Annotated in this window: 16 protein-coding genes; 10 read left to right on the top strand and 6 right to left on the bottom strand. The window is 55.2% G+C overall.

Features of this window, described 5'->3' with window-relative positions; all coding sequences use genetic code 11:
* Nucleotides 1-69: 69 nt before the first annotated feature.
* Together ABIE64_RS05665 and ABIE64_RS05660 are read right to left on the bottom strand one after the other, a co-directional pair.
* Nucleotides 70-525, bottom strand: coding sequence for a hypothetical protein (locus ABIE64_RS05665; RefSeq protein WP_063092451.1), 456 nt, complete (start codon nt 523-525; stop codon nt 70-72).
* Between the two features lie 108 nt (nt 526-633).
* Nucleotides 634-2676 (bottom strand): sensor histidine kinase, encoded by a 2043-nt coding sequence (locus tag ABIE64_RS05660; RefSeq protein ID WP_354376868.1) that lies wholly within the window; start codon nt 2674-2676, stop codon nt 634-636.
* A gap of 534 nt (nt 2677-3210) precedes the next feature.
* Between ABIE64_RS05660 and lepA the strand changes: the two genes are divergently transcribed.
* Together lepA and ABIE64_RS05650 are read left to right on the top strand one after the other, a co-directional pair.
* On the top strand, nt 3211-5016 hold the full coding sequence (lepA, locus tag ABIE64_RS05655) for a translation elongation factor 4 (RefSeq protein WP_354376867.1): 1806 nt from the start codon (nt 3211-3213) through the stop codon (nt 5014-5016).
* Between the two features lie 130 nt (nt 5017-5146).
* The gene (locus tag ABIE64_RS05650; RefSeq protein ID WP_037988388.1) at nt 5147-5605 is read left to right on the top strand and encodes a heme-degrading domain-containing protein; all 459 of its coding nucleotides are present in this window, start codon (nt 5147-5149) and stop codon (nt 5603-5605) included.
* A gap of 41 nt (nt 5606-5646) precedes the next feature.
* On the opposite strand, the gene ABIE64_RS05645 is transcribed toward ABIE64_RS05650, so the two are convergent.
* The gene (locus ABIE64_RS05645) at nt 5647-5988 is read right to left on the bottom strand and encodes a winged helix-turn-helix transcriptional regulator (protein WP_007088708.1); all 342 of its coding nucleotides are present in this window, start codon (nt 5986-5988) and stop codon (nt 5647-5649) included.
* Between the two features lie 103 nt (nt 5989-6091).
* On the opposite strand from ABIE64_RS05645, the gene ABIE64_RS05640 reads away from it, so the two are divergent.
* Together ABIE64_RS05640 and ABIE64_RS05635 are read left to right on the top strand one after the other, a co-directional pair.
* Entirely contained in the window at nt 6092-6409 is a 318-nt protein-coding gene (locus ABIE64_RS05640) for a nuclear transport factor 2 family protein (protein WP_114094723.1), read from the top strand.
* A gap of 50 nt (nt 6410-6459) precedes the next feature.
* Entirely contained in the window at nt 6460-7254 is a 795-nt protein-coding gene (locus tag ABIE64_RS05635) for an SDR family oxidoreductase (RefSeq protein WP_354376866.1), read from the top strand.
* 21 nt (nt 7255-7275) lie between these two features.
* Here the strand turns inward: ABIE64_RS05635 and ABIE64_RS05630 are convergent, their stop codons facing one another.
* From ABIE64_RS05630 to ABIE64_RS05620, 3 genes are all read right to left on the bottom strand, one after another.
* Nucleotides 7276-7689 carry a GFA family protein gene (locus ABIE64_RS05630; RefSeq protein WP_354376865.1) on the bottom strand — a complete coding sequence of 138 codons (414 nt, stop codon included), beginning with the start codon at nt 7687-7689 and terminating at the stop codon, nt 7276-7278.
* A gap of 100 nt (nt 7690-7789) precedes the next feature.
* The gene (locus ABIE64_RS05625; RefSeq protein WP_063092456.1) at nt 7790-8209 is read right to left on the bottom strand and encodes a hypothetical protein; all 420 of its coding nucleotides are present in this window, start codon (nt 8207-8209) and stop codon (nt 7790-7792) included.
* A 34-nt stretch (nt 8210-8243) separates the two neighbouring features.
* Nucleotides 8244-9266, bottom strand: coding sequence for an NAD(P)/FAD-dependent oxidoreductase (locus ABIE64_RS05620; protein WP_354376864.1), 1023 nt, complete (start codon nt 9264-9266; stop codon nt 8244-8246).
* 230 nt (nt 9267-9496) lie between these two features.
* Between ABIE64_RS05620 and tsaE the strand changes: the two genes are divergently transcribed.
* The 6 genes from tsaE to trxA all read left to right on the top strand — a co-directional run bounded on the left by tsaE (nt 9497) and on the right by trxA (nt 18870).
* Nucleotides 9497-9973, top strand: a complete 477-nt coding sequence (tsaE, locus tag ABIE64_RS05615) for a tRNA (adenosine(37)-N6)-threonylcarbamoyltransferase complex ATPase subunit type 1 TsaE (RefSeq protein WP_354376863.1) — start codon at nt 9497-9499, stop codon at nt 9971-9973.
* Nucleotides 9970-11079: an aminoglycoside phosphotransferase family protein gene (locus ABIE64_RS05610; protein ID WP_354376862.1), complete on the top strand. Its 1110-nt coding sequence runs from the start codon at nt 9970-9972 to the stop codon at nt 11077-11079. Before tsaE ends, ABIE64_RS05610 begins: the two co-directional genes overlap by 4 nt.
* Nucleotides 11079-11852 carry a nucleotidyltransferase family protein gene (locus tag ABIE64_RS05605; protein WP_354376861.1) on the top strand — a complete coding sequence of 258 codons (774 nt, stop codon included), beginning with the start codon at nt 11079-11081 and terminating at the stop codon, nt 11850-11852. Before ABIE64_RS05610 ends, ABIE64_RS05605 begins: the two co-directional genes overlap by 1 nt.
* On the top strand, nt 11852-14986 hold the full coding sequence (gene addB / locus ABIE64_RS05600) for a double-strand break repair protein AddB (protein ID WP_354376860.1): 3135 nt from the start codon (nt 11852-11854) through the stop codon (nt 14984-14986). The genes ABIE64_RS05605 and addB overlap by 1 nt, the downstream gene beginning before the upstream one ends.
* Nucleotides 14983-18444 (top strand): double-strand break repair helicase AddA, encoded by a 3462-nt coding sequence (gene addA, locus ABIE64_RS05595; RefSeq protein ID WP_354376859.1) that lies wholly within the window; start codon nt 14983-14985, stop codon nt 18442-18444. The genes addB and addA overlap by 4 nt, the downstream gene beginning before the upstream one ends.
* A gap of 105 nt (nt 18445-18549) precedes the next feature.
* Nucleotides 18550-18870, top strand: coding sequence for a thioredoxin TrxA (trxA, locus tag ABIE64_RS05590; RefSeq protein ID WP_007088718.1), 321 nt, complete (start codon nt 18550-18552; stop codon nt 18868-18870).
* Nucleotides 18871-18964: the final 94 nt, after the last annotated feature.

Here is an 18964-nt window from a genome sequence, read left to right as displayed (position 1 = left end):
CGGGTCGCCTGTCTGGCGGCCCGTTTTTTGTTGTCCGAATGTGGGAATGTGCGCGAAGGCGCAAGGAAGCTATCCACCTGGTCGTTTACGCAAGACGGCAAATTCTTCTTCATCAAGGTCGACGGCCACGATGTCCGGACCATTGGTGTAAATCCGCCATTCCATATCGGTGTCATCGCATTCGATGTTAAGTTGATCGATCATGCTGTTCCATGTGCAGCTTTCCCAGTCGTCATCCGCTTCAAGCCGACCGGTTCCGTTATCGGACAGATGCATGACCAGCAGTTCTTCATCCTCGTCAACTGAGTAAACAGCGTAAGTTTCGTTTGCGAAACGGTAGTTGATTTCCTTACCATTCAATTGCCGCCATCCACGCGGCATAGGGGCATGAACATCGCGCTCGGCAAACAGGCTGGCCAGCGATTGCATGTGGCTGTTTGGCATGGTTCGCATGTCCGAGCCACATGCCGCCAGAAGCAACAAACCAGTCAATGAAAGTGCCGTATATAAACGGGTGCTAGTCATACCATGCTCCGTCGTGGCCGATGGTCATCAAGCGGGCAGGTTTTACCGACCCGCTTTGTGCTGTCTGTTTCAAAGCAAGATGCTTGCCACCCTTGGACTTGGGGGCTTTTATGGCTTCCCGCGCAGAGTGAAGACAAATGTTGCCCCGGGATCGGTCAGGGGGCGGGTCGTATCAAGCCATATCCGACCGCCATGCTGTTCTGCAATTTTCCGACATAGTGAAAGCCCAAGCCCGGTTCCGCTGAACTCATCTTTGTGCAAACGCTGGAACAGGCGGAAAATACGATGTGCATGTTCCGGATGAATGCCAATTCCATTATCGCGAACCGAAATACGCCAGAATCCGGGCATGTCGGGATCTCGCATGGCATGAATATCGATGTGAGGTGGGACGCCTGGGCGACGATATTTGATCGCATTCGACAACAGGTTCTGGAATAGACGTGACAAACTGATCCGATCACCGTTGATCACGGGCAGATCATTATGGGTAATGGTTGCCTGTTCCTGAACAATAATGGCCTTGAGGTCGGCTTGCGCTTCGTTAAGCACCTGATTGCAGTCGAGTTCCGCCATTTCATCATCGTTGCTGCCGGTTTTGGCATATTCCAGCAAATGGCTGATCAGTTTATGCATGCGCTTTGCGCCATCGACCGCATAGTCGATATATTCGTCTGCTTCCTGATCAAGTGATCCGCCATAACGGCGTTTCAAAAGCTGGGTATAGCTTGCGACCATGCGTAATGGCTGTTGCAGGTCGTGGGACGCGACATAGGCAAATTGTTCAAGGTCTTCATTGGTCCGCTTGAGCTGATCAAGGGTATCGCGCAGCTTGTTTGCATTTTCGACAAACTGGGTCACGTCGCGTGCGCTGCTGAATGTCATGCCCTCGAACGGACCAATGGCGTGCCACGCCAGCCATCGGGTTTCGCCGCGCTGATCGGAAATACGTAAAACCAGTTCTCTTTCCTGTGTATCGCCACTTTGCCGGTTTATGAAACTTGTGCGGATAGTTTCCCGGTCTTCTGGCAGGAAAAGAAATTCGACCGGCTTTCCGATCAGATCATAGACCGCCTTTCCAACAAGTTCGGCCAATGCGGGGCTGAGGCCTTGCAGAATGCCTTCCATGTCGACTGCGATTGCAGGTTCTGGCGTATGATGCAGATAGGTTTCGAACGGGTGACAAAGTTCCTGCTGCGGGGCGATTTCCAGCAAAAGGACGGTAATGGTTTCACTGTCTTCTTCCTGGCGGCGTTGAGCCATCAGATAAAAGCGCTGGGTTTGACCAGCTGATGTCAGTATATCGACCATTGTGCCGATACGATTATCTTGCCACTCGTTGTCAATCAGCGGACTTCGTAGCTGTGCCCGCGATGCCGCGCCAAGACGTGACAGAAATGCATCGGCGGTTGGTTTGACATCGCCAAATTCAAGGCCGAGTATTTCCGGCCAGTTCAGACGAGATGTAAGAATTCCCGACGGGTTCTTTGACGACCAGCTTAAAATCGCACAGCCGCAATCAGACAGCGTGTTTTCTGAATCGTTGAAATGCTCGGCCAGGTCGGCGGCGCGCAAATGCTGTCGTTTCAGGCGCTGCCACAGCCAAACAGAAAGGCCCGCCATAATAACCAGCACGATCAGAAACAACGAGGCGTGAAGCATGATGGCTTCGCGCCAGTTGCCCAATAAAATGTGCCGCGGAATATAGGTCACAACGATACGGTCAAGCTGCGGCAAAACACTGTAGGCCATCAGCATCACGGTATTGCCATGCATGCACAGCAAACTGCCGCGATAGGCTTTTTGTTTGTCTATTTCGTCAAAAAGATCATCAACAAAATGGGGCGGGATAGTGCCGTTGATCTGATGGCGATCAGTATCGAGAACGCCAACGGAAAGATCGGGATTTTCATCAATGACGCGTTGCAGGTCGATTGTGCTGTTTTGCATCAGCACGGCACTCAGATGATAGGTGATGGCCATCATTTGCGCCCGCGCCTGATCAATCGCGCTGTCGTATAGTGTTTTCTGGATAAACAAGAAGGAAAAAAGCAGGATCACCATGCCGGTCATCGTGAGCGCAGCCAGACGCTTTCGCAGTTTGCTTAACCCGCGTCGGGACAATGACGGCTCGATGGATGTCAGAAACATTTTCTTTGTTGCACCCTTGCCTGATCCTGCCTAACTGCCCCGTGATCAAAGCCTATGTTTTTTTGGTCGGGTTGAAAAGCTTTCAACCGGCAATAATGCGGATGATCTCATATAAAAAATCGCGCGGTGACAGCAACTTGCTCTTGTTCGGGGCATGTTGTTGCCATCAGGAAGGGGCGATCATGCAAATCCGGGGCAGGGTGAAGGCGAATTCGCAGAACCGAATTCAAACACAGTGCTTCTAATTGAAGTTAAAAACCCCTATAAACCCGCTGTTGGCGATTGGTTTTTATCGCCAGGACGGCCAAGACGATCCGAAATTGCCGGTATCGCCCGCTTGCTCCGCGGCAGCACAACTTTTACTGCCGTGCCTTTCCAGATGTCGCTGCCTTGTGCAGGGCTGGCTGACCGGGATGGTGCAAACGGCGTGACACCGGCTTTGTGATAAATGATCGATGTGAAATGCGATCAAGTTTTGGCAAAAACCGAACCGAATTTTTGACATAACCATCGCCCAGTGCCAGAAGCAGCCATATGACCGATCTTAAGAACATTCGAAACTTTTCGATTATCGCGCATATCGACCACGGTAAATCGACCCTGGCCGATCGTTTGATCCAGCTTACCGGTGGTCTTACCGATCGCGAGATGTCCGAGCAGGTCCTCGACTCGATGGATATCGAACGCGAACGCGGGATCACCATCAAGTCGCAGGCCGTGCGTTTGAAATACACGGCCAAGGATGGTCAGGAATATACCCTGAACCTGATGGATACGCCGGGTCACGTCGATTTTGCCTATGAAGTGTCGCGTTCGCTTGCCGCGTGCGAGGGATCGCTTCTGGTGGTTGATGCCGCCCAGGGCGTCGAAGCGCAGACGCTGGCCAACGTGTATCAGGCGATTGATAACAACCACGAAATCGTGCCTGTCCTGAACAAGGTTGATCTGCCCGCCGCAGAACCGGACCGCGTCAAGGAACAGATCGAAGAAGTGATTGGCATTGACGCCAGTGACGCGCTGATGATTTCGGCCAAAACCGGTCTTGGTGTTCCCGATGTGCTTGAAGCATTGGTGCATCGTTTACCTGCTCCGACGGGCGATCCGGCGGCACCGCTTGAAGTCCTGCTGGTTGATAGCTGGTACGATTCATATCTTGGTGTGATGATTCTGGTGCGTGTCAAAGAAGGCACCCTGAAAAAAGGCCAGAAAATCCGCTTCATGAACGCCAAGGTCACCCACACGGTTGACCGTGTTGGCGTGTTTACGCCCAAGCCGCTTGCGCTTGATGAAATGGGGCCGGGTGAAGTCGGCTTTATCAATTGCGGTATGAAAACCGTTGCCGAATGCGAAGTCGGCGACACGATTACCGAAGAAAAACGTCCCTGCGCAAAACCGCTTGCCGGTTTCAAACCGTCCATTCCGGTAGTGTTCTGTGGCATTTTCCCGGTTGATACCAGCGAATATGATGTGCTGCGCGATGCGCTTGAAAAGCTGCACCTTAACGATGCATCCTTCCAGTTCGAGCCGGAAAACTCGACCGCACTGGGGCTTGGTTTCCGCTGTGGCTTCCTGGGGCTTTTGCATCTGGAGATCATTCAGGAGCGTCTTGAACGCGAGTTTGAACTTGATCTGATCACCACGGCGCCATCGGTTTCCTATAAAATCTCGATGATCAAGGGCGAAGATATTCTGCTGCATAACCCGGCGGATTTCCCTGATGTCACCAAGATCAAGGCGATTGAAGAACCCTGGATCAAGGCATCCATCATGGTGCCGGATGAATATCTGGGCGGCATTCTGACGCTTTGCACCGAACGCCGCGGCATTCAGCAGGACCTGACCTATGTCGGGAACCGGGCGATGGCGGTGTACAAACTGCCGCTGAACGAGGTGGTGTTTGATTTCTATGACCGCCTGAAATCGATTTCGCGTGGCTATGCCAGCTTTGATTATGAACTGGCGGGCTACGATGAAAGCGATCTGGTCAAGGTATCCATTCTGGTCAACGAAGAGCCGGTTGATGCGCTTGCATTGATGGTTCACCGTTCTGCTGCCGAACATCGGGGCCGCGAGATTTGCAAACGTCTTAAGGACCTTATCCCGCGCCAGATGTTCAAGGTCGCCATTCAGGCCGCCATCGGCGGCAAGGTGATCGCACGTGAAACGGTTTCTGCGATGCGTAAAGACGTGACAGCCAAGTGTTATGGCGGTGACGTGTCGCGTAAACGCAAACTTCTGGACAAACAGAAGGCCGGTAAGAAAAAGATGCGCCAGTTCGGCAAGGTCGAAATTCCACAGTCGGCCTTTATCAACGCCCTTAAAATGAGCGACGATAAATAAACCGATATTACGGTATCGAAACAAAGGCTGTATCCCATTGGGGATGCAGCCTTTTTCTTTGAGGGCTTTCGGCAATTCGTGCCATGCGTTATGGATAGGTCGTCATACTGTTTTGCTGCGGGAGCCCGCTATGGATCTTGAAATTCTTCAACGTCAGGAAGCCATCCTTGTCTTTGATCGCTTTGACGAGGAAACGGCGTGGGAAATCGGATCGGCCCTCGTGGCAGTGGCACGGGCACAGAGAGCCCCGGTTGTCGTCGACATCCGTACATCTGATCGCACCCTGTTCCACGCGGCCCTTTTGGGGGCAAAACCCGCCAATGATTCCTGGGCATATCGCAAAAGCAATCTGACGCTTCGCGAACATCAATCATCGATGCAGTTCGGATTGGCGTTGAAGGCCAAGGGCAAAACGCTTGCCGATCACGGGATTGATTTCGCCGATTATGCCGACCACGGCGGCAGTTTCCCGGTTCGCGTCAAAGGCGTTGGCGTGATCGCGGCAATCACCGTTTCCGGCCTTGCCTCGCACGAGGATCACGGCATGATCGTTGGTGTTCTTGAAGATTTTCTTGGGGTTTCGGCTTGATTCGGTTCGGTTTCGGGTATCGGGTTATCGGCCAATGATCGTCAGCCAACTTTGAGTTCGGCAGGACGGGCTTCTGCCCATTTAAGCAGGGCATCCAATGCGGGGCACAATGATTGGCCCCATTCGCTCATGCGATATTCGACCTTGGGCGGCACCACCGGGTAAACTTTGCGTTCGATGATGCCATCGGCTTCAAGCTGTCGAAGCTGCTGGGCGAGCATCTTTTGCGAAATGCCCGGGATCAGCTTTTCCAGATCTGAATAACGTTGCACCTTGCCACCAAACAGATGGAAAAGAATGATCAGCTTCCATCGACCTTCAAGCATTTTAAAGATCGTTTCGACGTCTGATGCCGCAGTGACCGGCGTGTAGGTTTTCGCCATGCTTCAAGCCTGTTAGTTACTTACTTTAAAGTACGTACTTCCCAAAATGGGAGTTTGTTTGAAAAATGCCTGCCTGACAAGCAAACAGACAGGAACAAACAAGATGATCAAACTCCCTGAACCGATCACCGCATATTTTGATCCATCCAATAGCGTTGCCCAGAAGGTTGCGGCTTTCAATGAAACTGCAATTGTCGAAGACGAAAAGCAACGCCATCACGGCCAACCCGAAATCGGCAAATGGATGGAAGACGTCAAAGCAAAATACAACTTTGTCGCTGAGCCGATTGAAGTTGCCCATAAAGCTGAACAATTTGCGGTGAAAGCCAAGGTCAGCGGTGACTTCCCCAACAGTCCGATTGAACTTGATTATCGGTTCGAACTTGCGAATGGCAAGATCGAAAAGCTTTTGATCGGCTAATCGACCGCGATTTTTGACGCAATTTTCCCAACAAAACAAGCGACCCGAAAATGTTTCAGCTTCCAGATCCTGCGCAGGAATTTGCGCAAAAACGCATAATTGTAACCGGCGGTACCAAAGGTACAGGAAAGGCCGTTTTTGAACGCATGATGGCGGGTGGCGGAACCCTGCTTACGGCGGCGCGGGGCGAAAAACCCGATGATATCGACAGCGATTGCTATGTGCAGGCGGACCTTTCAACCACGGCCGGTGTCGAAAGACTTACCGCAGCTGCACAAGAACGCATGGGAGGAGTTGATATCCTGATCCACGTTCTGGGCGGGTCGTCAAACCCGTCCGGTGGCTTTGCTGTGATCGACGATGCCGGTTGGGAAAAGGAATTGAACCTTAACCTGATGGCGGCTGTGCGGTTGGACCGCTGTCTGGTGCCGGAAATGATCAGGCGTGGCAGCGGTGTTGTTGTGCATACCTCCTCAATTCAGCGGCGTTTGCCGTTATTTGACGCAACAACCGCCTACGCCGCAGCAAAGGCCGCGCTTACGACTTACAGCAAGGTTCTGTCAAAGGAAGTCGGCCCCAAAGGTGTTCGGGTCAATGCCGTTGCGCCGGGATGGATTTATACCGATGCCTCAAAGGCGATGGTCGAACGGATTGCAGAAGGCGGCGGTATCAGCGAGGAAGCCGCACGCCAAAGCATCCTTGATGCCTTGGGCGGCATCCCCTTGGGGCGTCCGGCGCAGCCGGAAGAAGTCGCAGAATTGATTGCCTTTCTGGCATCAAGCCGGGCGTCGTCGATTCATGGCGCGGAATATACCATCGATGGCGGCACGGTCCCGACCATCTAGGAAAAGGACATTCGTGGTCGATCAGCTCGATTGATCGATATGTTCGATATCGGGATCAATTCCCGCAAAGCTGGGCAGGGCCGTACTCACCCACAGATGCTTTTTCGCCTTGAAGGGCGTCGGGTCGTCGAAGCTGCCAAGCCTGAAATCAAGGAATTCGGGATGGTCGCCGTGCCGCCAGGTAAGGCTTGATCCGCATGTCGGACAAAAGCCACGAAACCGGTTGGGTGAACTTTCAAACTCGGCCGGTTTGCCATCCCATTTCAGGGTCGCGGTCGGAAAGGTGACGAAGGTTGAGACGCCTGAACCGCTGTCTTTGCGGCACATGCCGCAATGGCAATGATTGCCGCCCGTCGGATCGCCAGAAACGGAAAAGCGCACCGCGCCACACAGACAACCGCCGGAATGAAGGGTGGTTTTATCGGCTGCGGGCATGGTGTGCTTTCCCTTTTTGATCAGGGCTTATTCCGCCAATGTTGCCAAGAGAAGGTGCCTAATCAACACCCTAATCGGCCGAGCTTGTTGTTGAAGGTTTTTAGTCTTCTAGAATAGGTTTGATTGCTTTTGATACGCATTTTGAAACGACCGTCCCACCAGCAATCAGCAGACCGATTGCCAATGTCATTCCAATCGTTAACATGATGCTCCCGCCAGAGCGGCCACGCATTGCCATTTCGAAAACGCTATTAAGTGTGAACATGAATATTATTGTTCCACACAGCAAGGTTCCGGCTCCGAACAATGCAAGTTTATGCATGTCGGTTAAAGGTGTGCGTTTTGCGGTGGACGGATTCTCAGGATTTTCCATTGCATTTTCCGGTTGCTGAAAATTTACTGCAATGACTTTAGGTGGTATTCCACCTGGATGGAAACGAAATTTGAAGCGTGACTGAGAAGAAAAAGCAAAAATCAGGCACAGAATCCTTGCCTGTTTGTTCGGAAAGCGCCCTAGCATAAAGGGCGCTTTCCTGAATGGCCTACAAGGCTCGTTACTCGTTCGGAACGCCCGTCGTGGTGGAATATTCGAAATGGAACTCCTTATCGGGGAACAGGTAGCTGCGCGCGGCATGGATGGCGCTGGCCCCTTCGGCAAAGCCTGACAGGATCAGTTTCAGTTTGTGGTCATAGGTCGCGATATCGCCAATTGCGAAGATGCCCGGAACTGACGTTGCCATGGTGGCCTGCGTCACACCGATATGGTTGCGATCAAGGTTAAGGCCCCAATCGGCAATCGGACCCAGTTCCATGGCAAGGCCAAAGAACGGCAACAGGTGATCTGCTTCCAGTGCAAGTTCCTCGCCCTTAAGTGTGGCAACGACGACATGGGAAAGCTTGCCATTGTCACCCTTGAGGCTCTTGAGCTGATAGGGGATGACCATCTCGATCTTTCCGGCTTCGGCAAGGGCCTGCAATTTTGCGCTACTGTCCGGTGCGGCGCGGAATTTCGGGCGACGATGAACAACCATGACCTTTTCGGCGATGTCATGAAGGGAAAGCGCCCAATCAACAGCCGAATCCCCGCCACCGGCAATCACAACCTTCTTCCCGGCGAAATCGGCGCGGCGTTTGACGTAATACTGAACGCCGCCACTGCCTTCGTAATCTTCAAGGCCGTCCATCGGCGGTTTGTTCGGGCCAAAGGCACCGCAACCCGCCGCAATCACAACCGCACCCGCATCAATGATGGTGCCGACCGAGGTTTCCAGCGTGAAACGGCCATCGTCACGCTTTTCAAGTTTGATCACCTGCTGACCGAGATGATAGGTCGGTTCGAACGGGGCGGCCTGTTTGGCCAGCTGATCAATCAGGTCCTGACCGGCAATTTGCGGATGGGCCGGGATATCGAAAATCGGCTTTTCGGGATAAAGCGCGCTGCATTGCCCGCCAACCATATCAAGCGCATCAATGACATGTGTTTTAAGCCCCAGCATTCCGGCTTCGAAAACGGCGAAAAGCCCGACAGGGCCAGCGCCAATTATGGCGATATCGGTGCTGTACGATGCGTCTGACATGTTCATTCCATCCAAATAACATCAGGTCGATAAAAGCGACGGTAATTCATAGCCTGAATCATATATGTGCGAGATAACATTTGGGACCGGTTATCGCAATGTAAACCGGCCTTTCCCGCCGTTTTTAACCTTGTGCGCGGGTTGCCTTTATCCTTGCACGTAAAATCATTGCGAAGGATGGTCTCGTCACCCTACAAATAGGGTCAGCTTGCAATCAATTGACGGATATCATGACCAGGACAGTTACTGTCAGCGACCAGAACGGGACAGAAGCCCTTGCCGGGAAACTTGCCGCATTGGCAAAGCCGGGTGACGTGATCCTGATGCATGGGACACTGGGCATGGGGAAAAGTGCCTTTTGCCGGGCCTATATCCGCGCGTTGGCCAACAATCCGCATGAAGAAGTTCCCAGTCCGACCTTCACCCTGGTGCAGATTTACGAACTTGCCCCCATCCCTGTCTGGCATTTCGATTTGTATCGGTTGTCCGATCCCGAAGAAATCCACGAGCTTGATATCGAAGATGCCTTTGCCGATGGCGTCAGTCTGATTGAATGGCCTGACCGGCTGGAATATCTGACGCCCGAAAATCGTCTTGATATTCATATCGAACCCGGATCAACAATTGATGCGCGGGTGTTTCAGCTTCTTCCGCACGGTGCCGATTGGCAGAAGCGCATTGAAAATCTCGATGAGGTTGCATCATGAATGCGGCGGCACGACAGGATGTGATTGATCTTTTCCTTGGGAAAAACGGCTGGCGCGATGTGGTGCCGGTGCCGTTGGTCGATGACGCCTCTGCACGGAAATACTATCGTCTGGATGACGGTCGCCGCACCGCTTTGTTGATGGATTTTCCCATTGATGCCATCAGCGTTGATCCGCACGGCATCCATGAAAATCCCGAACGCCCGGCATCTGTGGAGCCCGTGATGACAACGACAGACCTGTTCATGCAGGCAGGCTGGCGCGTACCGGCAATCTATGCCAGCGATGTGTCGCAGGGTCTTGTCCTGATCGAGGATTTTGGCGATCTGACCTTTACACGGGCGCTCGACCAGAATGGGGCGTCCAAACCGGCCCTTTATCTTCGGGCGGTGGATCAGTTGATTAACCTGCATCGCTATTGCGATACAAAAACGGCGCAGGCCGGGATGCAGGCAGAGGCCGATCTGGTGGTTTACGGGCCGGATAATTTCAGGCGTATGCTGAAAAGCTTCAAGGATGACTATCTGCCGCTGATCATTGTCGATCCGGTCCGACGCAATCAGGCCATGATTGATTTTGATGTGATGCTGGATGGCGTTTTGCCGTCATGCTGGAAAACCGGCACGGTCATCATTCACCGCGACTATCACGTCGATAACCTGATGCTGGTCGAAAATGACGAGGGCGGCGAGGATTGCGGGATCATTGATTTTCAGGACGCGGCAATCGCCCCACGGCCCTATGATCTGGTGTCGTTATTGCGTGATGTCCGGCATGATATCGGTTCGGAACTCGAAGCCAGTCTGAAGGATCGTTATTGTGCAGCCTTCGAAAATCTGGATCATTCCGATTTCGAAACATCATATATGGCCTGTAATATGGTTCGGAATTTCAGGATACTGGGCCGGTTTGGCTGGCTTGCCATCAAGGCAGGCAAGCAGCGCTATTTTGATTTCATCCCGCGCTGCTGGGAATTGATCCTGCGCGATGCAGACCGCAATTTACCTGAATTGGCCGCATGGATTGCAAATCATATCCCGGTTGAGGCACGAATGGCCCCGTCACTTTCCGGCGCACGCCAATCGTCCGAACAGGGGGCATCCTGATGAGGGATAACACCGCAAAGGCGCAAGCAATGGTCCTGGCTGCCGGGCTTGGCAAACGCATGCGTCCGATCACCGATCACATGCCAAAACCACTGGTTCCGGTTGCAGGGAAGCCGATGCTTGATCATGTGCTTGATAAACTGGCTTTGGCGGGCTTTGATCAGGCGGTGGTCAACAGCCATTATATGGGGCAGATGATTGTCGACCACGTCGCCACCCGGACCCTGCCACGGGTTCTGTGCTCGCCCGAGGAAGACTTGCTTGAAACAGGCGGTGGGGTGAAAAAGGCCCTGCCAATGCTTGATGATCAGGCCGTGCTGGTTGCCAATGCGGATGTTTTCTGGACCGAGGGGGCGGAGCCGCTTTTTGACCGCCTGACAGAGGCCTTCGATCCGGACCATATGGACGCGTTGCTTGCGATCTATCCGGTCGAAGGGGCGTTTGGTTATGACGGTGCGGGTGATTTCTTCTGGCAGGTCGATGGTCGGTTGAAGCGTCGCGGCGATGCCGTGTCTGCCCCGTATTTCTTTACCGGTGTTCAAATCCTGTCGCCGCGATTGTTTGAAAATACCCCTGATGGCGCGTTTTCATCAAATCTGGTTTACGACAAGGCTTTGGCATCGGGGCGCTGCTTTGGTTTGGTTCATGACGGGGATTATTTCCATATCGGCACGCCAGAAGCATTGGCCGATGCCGAAATCGTCATCGCAGACGCTTTGGCGCATGAAAGTGCCGCCAGAATGGCAAAAGCAGCCAAAGCCGGGGGCGACTGATGGCGGATCTGTTCGATTATATGGACGCCGCCGATCACTTTGCCGCACCGGCGGCACAGCCCGAAAACCTGTTTTATATTCCGCCGGGCGCTGCATTTGCCGATCTGATCGCAAAACAGTTGATGGCGGAAACCGCCGCAGAGCCGGTCGTCTTACCTGATTATGTCCTGATGGTACCCAATCGCCGGTCGGCAAAGGTAATGCGCGATGCGTTCCTTCGTCAGTCGAATGGGGCGGTGACCATGCTGCCGACCATCCGCGCATTGGGCGAGGCTGACGAGGACGAACTGGCGATTTATGGTGCAGGCGGCGAACAGGCAGCCCTTGATCTGCCGCCATCCATTCCGGATTTGCAACGAAAACTGCTGCTAACCCGGTTGATCATGAACCGCCCCGATCACAAGGGCGATAAACCAACCGCCGATCAGGCCGCCCGTCTGGCCGGGGAACTGGCGCGGTTTCTCGATCAGGTACAGACCGAAAATTGCAAATTTGATGATCTTAAGGGGCTGGTGCCTGCCGAATTTGCCGAACATTGGCAATTGACGTTGGAATTCCTGCAAATCCTGACCCTGTATTGGCCAGAGATTCTGCAATCGTATCAGGTCAGTGACCGTGCGATGCGGCGCAATGCGTTGATTGCCGCCCAGATCATGTTGTGGCGCGAAAATCCCCCCACCACACCGATTATTATCGCTGGGTCGACCGGCCCGTTTCCGGCCTTGCGCGATCTGATGAGTGCGGTTTTGAACATGCCGCATGGTCGTGTGGTCCTGCCCGGCCTGATGACGGGGTTGGGACGTGATGACTGGCAGGCGATTAACGAGGATGCCACCCACCCGCAACATCTTTTGGGGACAACGTTGCGACATATCGGGCGTGATCCGGGGACGGTCCTGATCTGGCCATCGGTACCGCAATCGTACCCGCAGGATGAAGAACGCCGACGATTGACGCGCGAGGCCCTGCGCCCGGCGCAAACAACCGACCAATGGCGCCATATCGCCAATTTCGCGCCAGAAATTCTGGATGGCGTTCTGCGGGTTGACTGCTCCGGCGCGCGCGAAGAGGCCGCGACGATTGCGCTTATGATGCGCGACGCCCTGGAACATCCCGGTAAAACCTGTGCCTTGGTAACCCCGGATCGCGGTCTGGCGCGCCGTGTTGCCACGGAACTGCGTCGCTGGGAAATCGAAATTGATGATTCCGCAGGCATTCCGTTGCATGACACAGCGCCCGCAATCTATTTGCGCCTTGTCGTGCGCGCCGTGCAGGAGCAATTTGCCCCGGTGCCCTTGCTGGAACTTTTGAAACATCCGCTGAGTGCGGCGGGGCTTCCGCCGGAACAGTTCCGTGTCCTGACCCGGCAAATGGAACAGTATGTTTTGCGCGGTGCGCGTCCCGGTCCGGGGCTGGACGGCTTGCAGGTGGCGCTGGATGGCTGGCGCGATGAGACGATTGATCGCATCACCTCGTCCGGGGCGGATAACGCGGCCCCGCGGATTGAACGCATCCGCGATGATCATGCGCGGCTTTCCGACCTGATCGCACGGTTTGAAACCTGTTTGGCACCGTTGCTTGATCTGATGGATGAAAAATCGATCTCGCCGGTTGGTGCCTTGCGCTGTCATATTCAGACTGCCGAAGCCTTGGCGGCAAGCGATGTGCAGGACGGGGCGGAGCGTCTATGGCGCGGCGAAGCGGGCGAGGCCCTTGCCGATTTTATCCATGAGCTGCTTCAGGCATTAACCGATTTCGTCCCCATGCCGGGTATCCGGTATGCGGCCTTTCTGGATGCCTTGATGGCAGAGCGTGCCGTGCGTCCGAAGTTTGGCAAACATCCGCGCCTGTTTATCTGGGGCACGGTCGAAGCCCAGATGCAACAGGCCGATCTGACCATTCTGGGCGGTTTGAACGAGGGTGTCTGGCCGCCCGAGGCCGGGGCCGATCCGTGGATGAGCCGCCCGATGCGGCGGAATTTTGGCCTTCCGGCACCTGAACATCGTGTCGGGCAATCCGCCCATGATTTTCAACAGCTTTTCTGTGCGCCCGATGTGGTCATGACCCGTGCGCTTCGCGTCGAAGGCACGCCAACCGTGCCGTCCCGCTGGTTGTTACGGATTGAAAACATTCTTCGGAAGTCGGGCGTTTCAATGGAAAAGCCGGATGCCCATGCGTGGCGTGCCTTGGCCGATCTGCTGGATGAACCGCGCGATGACATGCGCCGCAAAATTGGCCGTCCGGCACCAACGCCGCCGGTTTCCGTCCGTCCAAAACGGTTGTCGGTTACCCAGATTGAAACATGGATGCGTGATCCGTATGCGATCTATGCCCGGCATATCCTTGGTTTGCGCAAACTTGACGGGGTGGACGAAGATCCCGGCGCGGCGGATTACGGCAACCTGATCCATGATGCTCTTGATCAGTTTATTTCGAGGTACCCGGATCATTTGCCACCGGATGGCGAACAGGAATTGATCATGATCGGGCGTGCGGTGTTCAAACCGCTTGCGGCCCGGCCCGGCCTTTGGGCGTTCTGGTGGCCACGGTTCGAGAGGATTGCCCGCTGGTTCATCCAGACGGAGGCAGCACGCCGGGATCATGTGCGCAGATCCTATACCGAACAATCCGGTACGCTTGAAACCGAGACCGGGTTCGAAGTTTATGCCCGTGCGGACCGGATTGACATGCTGCGCGATGGCGGGATCGCGATCATTGATTATAAAACCGGCATGCCGCCCAGCCAGACGGACGTTGCCAATGGCTTTGCCCCGCAATTGCCGCTTGAGGCCGCGATTGCGCAGGACGGCGGATTTAAGGATGTCCCGGCCGGTCCACCGGCTTCCATGGCGTTCTGGAAGCTGTCCGGTGGTGACCCCGCAGGTGAAATCCGCGAGATTGATACCAAACGCATGAAAACCACCCCGGCGGAGCTTGCGCGTGATGCGGTGGCCGGGGTCAATGCACTTGCCACCGCATTTGACGACGAAAATACACCTTATCTGAGTGTGCCGCACCCGGATCATGCGCCAAAATATTCCGATTATGTTCATCTGGCACGCCTGCGCGAATGGATGGGCAGCGAGGATGTCGAGACGACGGACGGCAATGAGAACAAGGATGGTGACGCATGACCGGAATTCGCGGAACCGATCCCAATATCCTGCAACGCAATGCATCCGATCCGATGGCGTCAGTCTGGGTGTCGGCATCGGCTGGTGCCGGCAAGACCAAGGTTCTGTCGGATCGGGTACTGCGCCTGATGCTGTCGGGGACCGAGCCCCATCGCATCCTGTGCCTGACCTTTACCAAGGCCGCCGCGGCGGAAATGGCCAACCGCGTCAATGAACGGCTGGGTCATTGGGCCACCATGGAAGATCGTGAACTTCATGACGATCTTTTCAATCTGGCCGGAACCGCGCCAAGTGGCGATGAAACGCGTCGCGCGCGCCGCCTGTTTGCGTCGGTGCTTGATGCGCCGGGCGGGATGAAAATCCAGACGATCCACGCCTTCTGTCAGTCATTGCTGCGCCGTTTCCCGCTTGAGGCCGGGCTGGCACCGCATTTTGAAATCATGGATGACCGTACTGCGGCCGAAACCATGGCCGACGTTCAGGAAGAAGTACTGGCCTTTGCCCGAAATGGCCGGGATGACGATCTGGCTGATGCCCTGTCGGTCGTGACCGGGCAGGTCCGCGAAGGTGCCTTTGGCGAGGTCATGGGCGAATTGGCGCGTGAACGCGGCCGGTTGAAACGCATGCTGATACGCCATGGCGGTGCGGCACGCATGCGCGATGCGGTGTATGCCGCACTTGGCGTTCCCAACGGCCAAAGCGAGGATGATATCCTGCGCAAGGCCCTATCCGATGATGCCTTTGATCGGGATGGGCTGATGCGTGGATTGGCCGCACTTGAGGCGGGCACCAAAACCGATCAGGATCGTGTGCCCGCATTGGCCCAATTCCTTGAAAAAACCGGTATCGAGGATCGGCTGGCGGTGTTTTCAGATTATCGCGGTGTCTTCTTTACCGCCGCAGGCGAACCGCGTGCCAAACTGATCACGAAAAAAGCCGCCGAAAATCATCCGATGGGGGCCGATGCGCTCGAAGCAGAATGTGCCCGTCTGATCGAAATTGACCGTTTGCGCAAGGCCGCCGCATTGGCCGGTGCCACATCGGCCCTGATCCGTATCGGCAATGCGATGCTGGATCGTTATGCCGCGAAAAAGGCGCTGCATGCCCGCCTTGATTATGACGACCTGATCCTGACCAGTCTGCAGTTATTGCAACAGCAGGCCGGGATTGCCGGGTGGGTTTTGTTCAAACTCGACGAAGGGCTTGATCACATCCTGATTGACGAGGCACAGGATACCAACCCCGAACAATGGGAAGTGGTGCGTATTCTGGCAGAGGAATTCTTTGCCGGTGCCGGGCAGCATGATGAAAAGCCACGGACAATCTTTGCCGTTGGGGATGCGAAACAATCGATTTACAGCTTCCAGCGCGCCGATCCCGAAAAATTCACCCAGATGCGGGCCTATTTCCGCGAACGGGCGCGCGAAATCGAAGCCGAATGGCGCGAAGTCCCGATGAATATATCGTTTCGTTCAACCGATGCCGTGCTGGGCACGGTGGACCGGGTTTTTGCCGGGATGATCGCGAAACAGGGGGTGGGCGATGATGGTGCCGATGTCAGTCACAGTCCGTTCCGTGTCGGGCAGGCCGGTCGGATCGAATTGTGGCCGGCGGTCGAACCGCAGGAAAGAGCCGCCGAGGACCCGTGGACCCCACCAACCCGTATCGTGCGCCTTGAGGACCCGGAAATCCGCCTTGCGCGGGTAATCGCCGGGCGTATCCGCCATGCAATCGACACCCGAGAGGAACTGACATCGCGCGGACGTCCGGTGCGGGCAGGTGATTTCATGATCCTGGTGCGACGTCGGACGGCCTTTGTCGACGAGGTCGTCAAGGCGTTAAAGGAACGCAACGTTCCGGTTGCCGGTGTGGACCGTATGCAGATCACCGATCAGCTTGCCGTGATGGACCTGATCGCCTTTGGCCGGTTTCTTCTGATGCCCGAAGACGACCTGACATTGGCCGAGGTCCTCAAAAGCCCGCTGATCGGGTTTGACGATGATCAGTTGTTTGCGATTGCCCATAACCGTCCGCGCACCCTTTGGCTTGCCTTGCGCGAAAAGGCAGGCAGTGATGATGCCGATCCGGCCTTCCTTTCGGCCTATGAATTCCTGTTCAAATGGCTGGGGCGGGTTGATTACGAACGCCCGTTTGAACTGTTTGCCGAGCTTCTGGGCGGGCGTGGCGACGATGCGCGCGGGGTGCGCGCCCGTCTGGTCGGGCGGCTCGGGATCGAGGCAAACGACCCGATTGACGAATTCCTCAACCTTGCCATGGGATACGAAGCCGATCATGCGCCGACCTTGCAGGGGTTCCTGCACTGGCTGATGGCAGGGGACGCCGAAATCAAGCGTGACCTTGAACAAAGCGGCCGTGACGAGGTCCGGATCATGACGGTGCACGGGGCCAAGGGCCTGCAGGCACCTATCGTGTTTCTGCCCGATACCATGCAGGTGCCGACACAGGCCCCCAACCTGTTCTGGCAGGAAGATCGCGATCTGATGTATTGGCTGCCGCGGGTGGCATTGGAAACCGATGTGGTTGCGCGGTTGCGTGACGCCATCGCGATCAAGCGTGATCAGGAATATAACCGCCTGCTATATGTCGCCCTGACGCGCGCCGAAGACCGGCTTTACATCTGTGGCTGGCAGGGAAAACGCAAGGCCCCCGATCATTGCTGGTACAATCTGTGTCAGCAGGCGATGGAAGGCTATGCGAGTTCCGAAACATTCGATTTTACGGAATTTTCGGGGTCCGGCTGGTCGGGCGACGGTTGGGTATGGGAAACCGATCAGCGCGAAGCGCCTCGGGCAGACAAGGTCACTGCCGCGACCGGCACCGCCGATTTGTCCACGCGCGTTCTGATTCGCGACATCGCGCCGACCGAAGCCTTCCCGCCAAAACCCCTGGCACCCAGCCGCCCGCTTGAAGAAGAGCCCTCTGTGCAATCGCCGCTGGGCGGGGATCAGGGGCAAAGTTTCAAACGCGGGCTTCTGATTCACAAACTGCTTGAACTGCTGCCCGACCTGCCCGAAGCCAAAAGGCGGGATGCCGCCGAACGGTTCCTTGCCCAGCCGGTGCATGCACTTGATGCAGACCAGCAGCGTGAAATCACCAGTGAAACAATCGCGATCTTTGAAAATCCCGAATTTGCGCCGGTGTTTGATACGGGATCAAGGGCCGAGGTACCATTGGTTGGCATTGTCGGCGGAGACGTCGTTTCCGCCCAGATTGACCGTCTGGTGGTGCGTGAAAACGACGTCATGATCGTTGATTTTAAAACAAATCGGCCGCCCCCACGCGATGTCGAGGGCACACCACGTGCCTATCGTCGGCAGATGTCTATTTACAAGGCGGCACTGGGCCAGATGTACCCGGATAAAAACATTCGGTGTTTCATCCTGTGGACCAACGGACCATGGATGGTCGAGCTGCCCGAACACATCATGAGACTGTAACGCGCTTGACCTTTGCGTCGGTGCTGCCTACCTTTGCCTCCATACAGCGGATCGAGGTTGGAGGGGAAACCCGACTTGGCCTCGTAACAACCAGGAACTGATAGTATGACCACGATTAAAGTATCCGATACTTCGTTCGATTCCGACGTTCTGGGTTCCAATGACCCGGTCCTCGTCGATTTCTGGGCGGAATGGTGCGGCCCGTGTAAACAGATCGCGCCGTATCTGGACGAAATTGCTGGCGAACTGGGCGGCAAGCTCAAGATTGCCAAGGTAAACATCGATGAAAACCCGAACACCCCGGCGAAATACGGTGTACGTGGTATCCCGACCCTGATGATCTTCAAGGGTGGCGAAGTTGCCGCGATGAAAGTTGGCGCGCTGCCGAAAAGCGCTCTTGTCGACTGGATCAATCAGTCGATCTGATCATCTGATCGGTGACGATCTTAAAACATCAAAAGGCGGGCTGTGTCATGCAGCCCGCCTTTTTCTTTGAACTTTGTATCGAAGACTTGTGCCC

The organism is Thalassospira sp. MBR-102 (genome assembly GCF_040549275.1).
Lineage (GTDB): Bacteria > Pseudomonadota > Alphaproteobacteria > Rhodospirillales > Thalassospiraceae > Thalassospira > Thalassospira xiamenensis.
This window is presented reverse-complemented; position numbering and strand designations above follow the sequence as displayed.

What these genes read in the sequence shown, in the direction of transcription:
- ABIE64_RS05645 (WP_007088708.1), bottom strand. Translation starts at nt 5,988, where the DNA reads ATGGCGAAAACCTACACGCCGGTCACTGCGGCATCAGACGTCGAAACG.
- ABIE64_RS05650 (WP_037988388.1), top strand. Translation starts at nt 5,147, where the DNA reads ATGGATCTTGAAATTCTTCAACGTCAGGAAGCCATCCTTGTCTTTGAT.
- ABIE64_RS05610 (WP_354376862.1), top strand. Translation starts at nt 9,970, where the DNA reads ATGAATGCGGCGGCACGACAGGATGTGATTGATCTTTTCCTTGGGAAA.
- ABIE64_RS05620 (WP_354376864.1), bottom strand. Translation starts at nt 9,266, where the DNA reads ATGTCAGACGCATCGTACAGCACCGATATCGCCATAATTGGCGCTGGC.
- tsaE (WP_354376863.1), top strand. Translation starts at nt 9,497, where the DNA reads ATGACCAGGACAGTTACTGTCAGCGACCAGAACGGGACAGAAGCCCTT.
- ABIE64_RS05630 (WP_354376865.1), bottom strand. Translation starts at nt 7,689, where the DNA reads ATGCCCGCAGCCGATAAAACCACCCTTCATTCCGGCGGTTGTCTGTGT.
- ABIE64_RS05660 (WP_354376868.1), bottom strand. Translation starts at nt 2,676, where the DNA reads ATGTTTCTGACATCCATCGAGCCGTCATTGTCCCGACGCGGGTTAAGC.
- ABIE64_RS05625 (WP_063092456.1), bottom strand. Translation starts at nt 8,209, where the DNA reads ATGCTAGGGCGCTTTCCGAACAAACAGGCAAGGATTCTGTGCCTGATT.
- addB (WP_354376860.1), top strand. Translation starts at nt 11,852, where the DNA reads ATGGCGGATCTGTTCGATTATATGGACGCCGCCGATCACTTTGCCGCA.
- ABIE64_RS05640 (WP_114094723.1), top strand. Translation starts at nt 6,092, where the DNA reads ATGATCAAACTCCCTGAACCGATCACCGCATATTTTGATCCATCCAAT.
- ABIE64_RS05665 (WP_063092451.1), bottom strand. Translation starts at nt 525, where the DNA reads ATGACTAGCACCCGTTTATATACGGCACTTTCATTGACTGGTTTGTTG.
- ABIE64_RS05635 (WP_354376866.1), top strand. Translation starts at nt 6,460, where the DNA reads ATGTTTCAGCTTCCAGATCCTGCGCAGGAATTTGCGCAAAAACGCATA.
- lepA (WP_354376867.1), top strand. Translation starts at nt 3,211, where the DNA reads ATGACCGATCTTAAGAACATTCGAAACTTTTCGATTATCGCGCATATC.
- addA (WP_354376859.1), top strand. Translation starts at nt 14,983, where the DNA reads ATGACCGGAATTCGCGGAACCGATCCCAATATCCTGCAACGCAATGCA.
- trxA (WP_007088718.1), top strand. Translation starts at nt 18,550, where the DNA reads ATGACCACGATTAAAGTATCCGATACTTCGTTCGATTCCGACGTTCTG.
- ABIE64_RS05605 (WP_354376861.1), top strand. Translation starts at nt 11,079, where the DNA reads ATGAGGGATAACACCGCAAAGGCGCAAGCAATGGTCCTGGCTGCCGGG.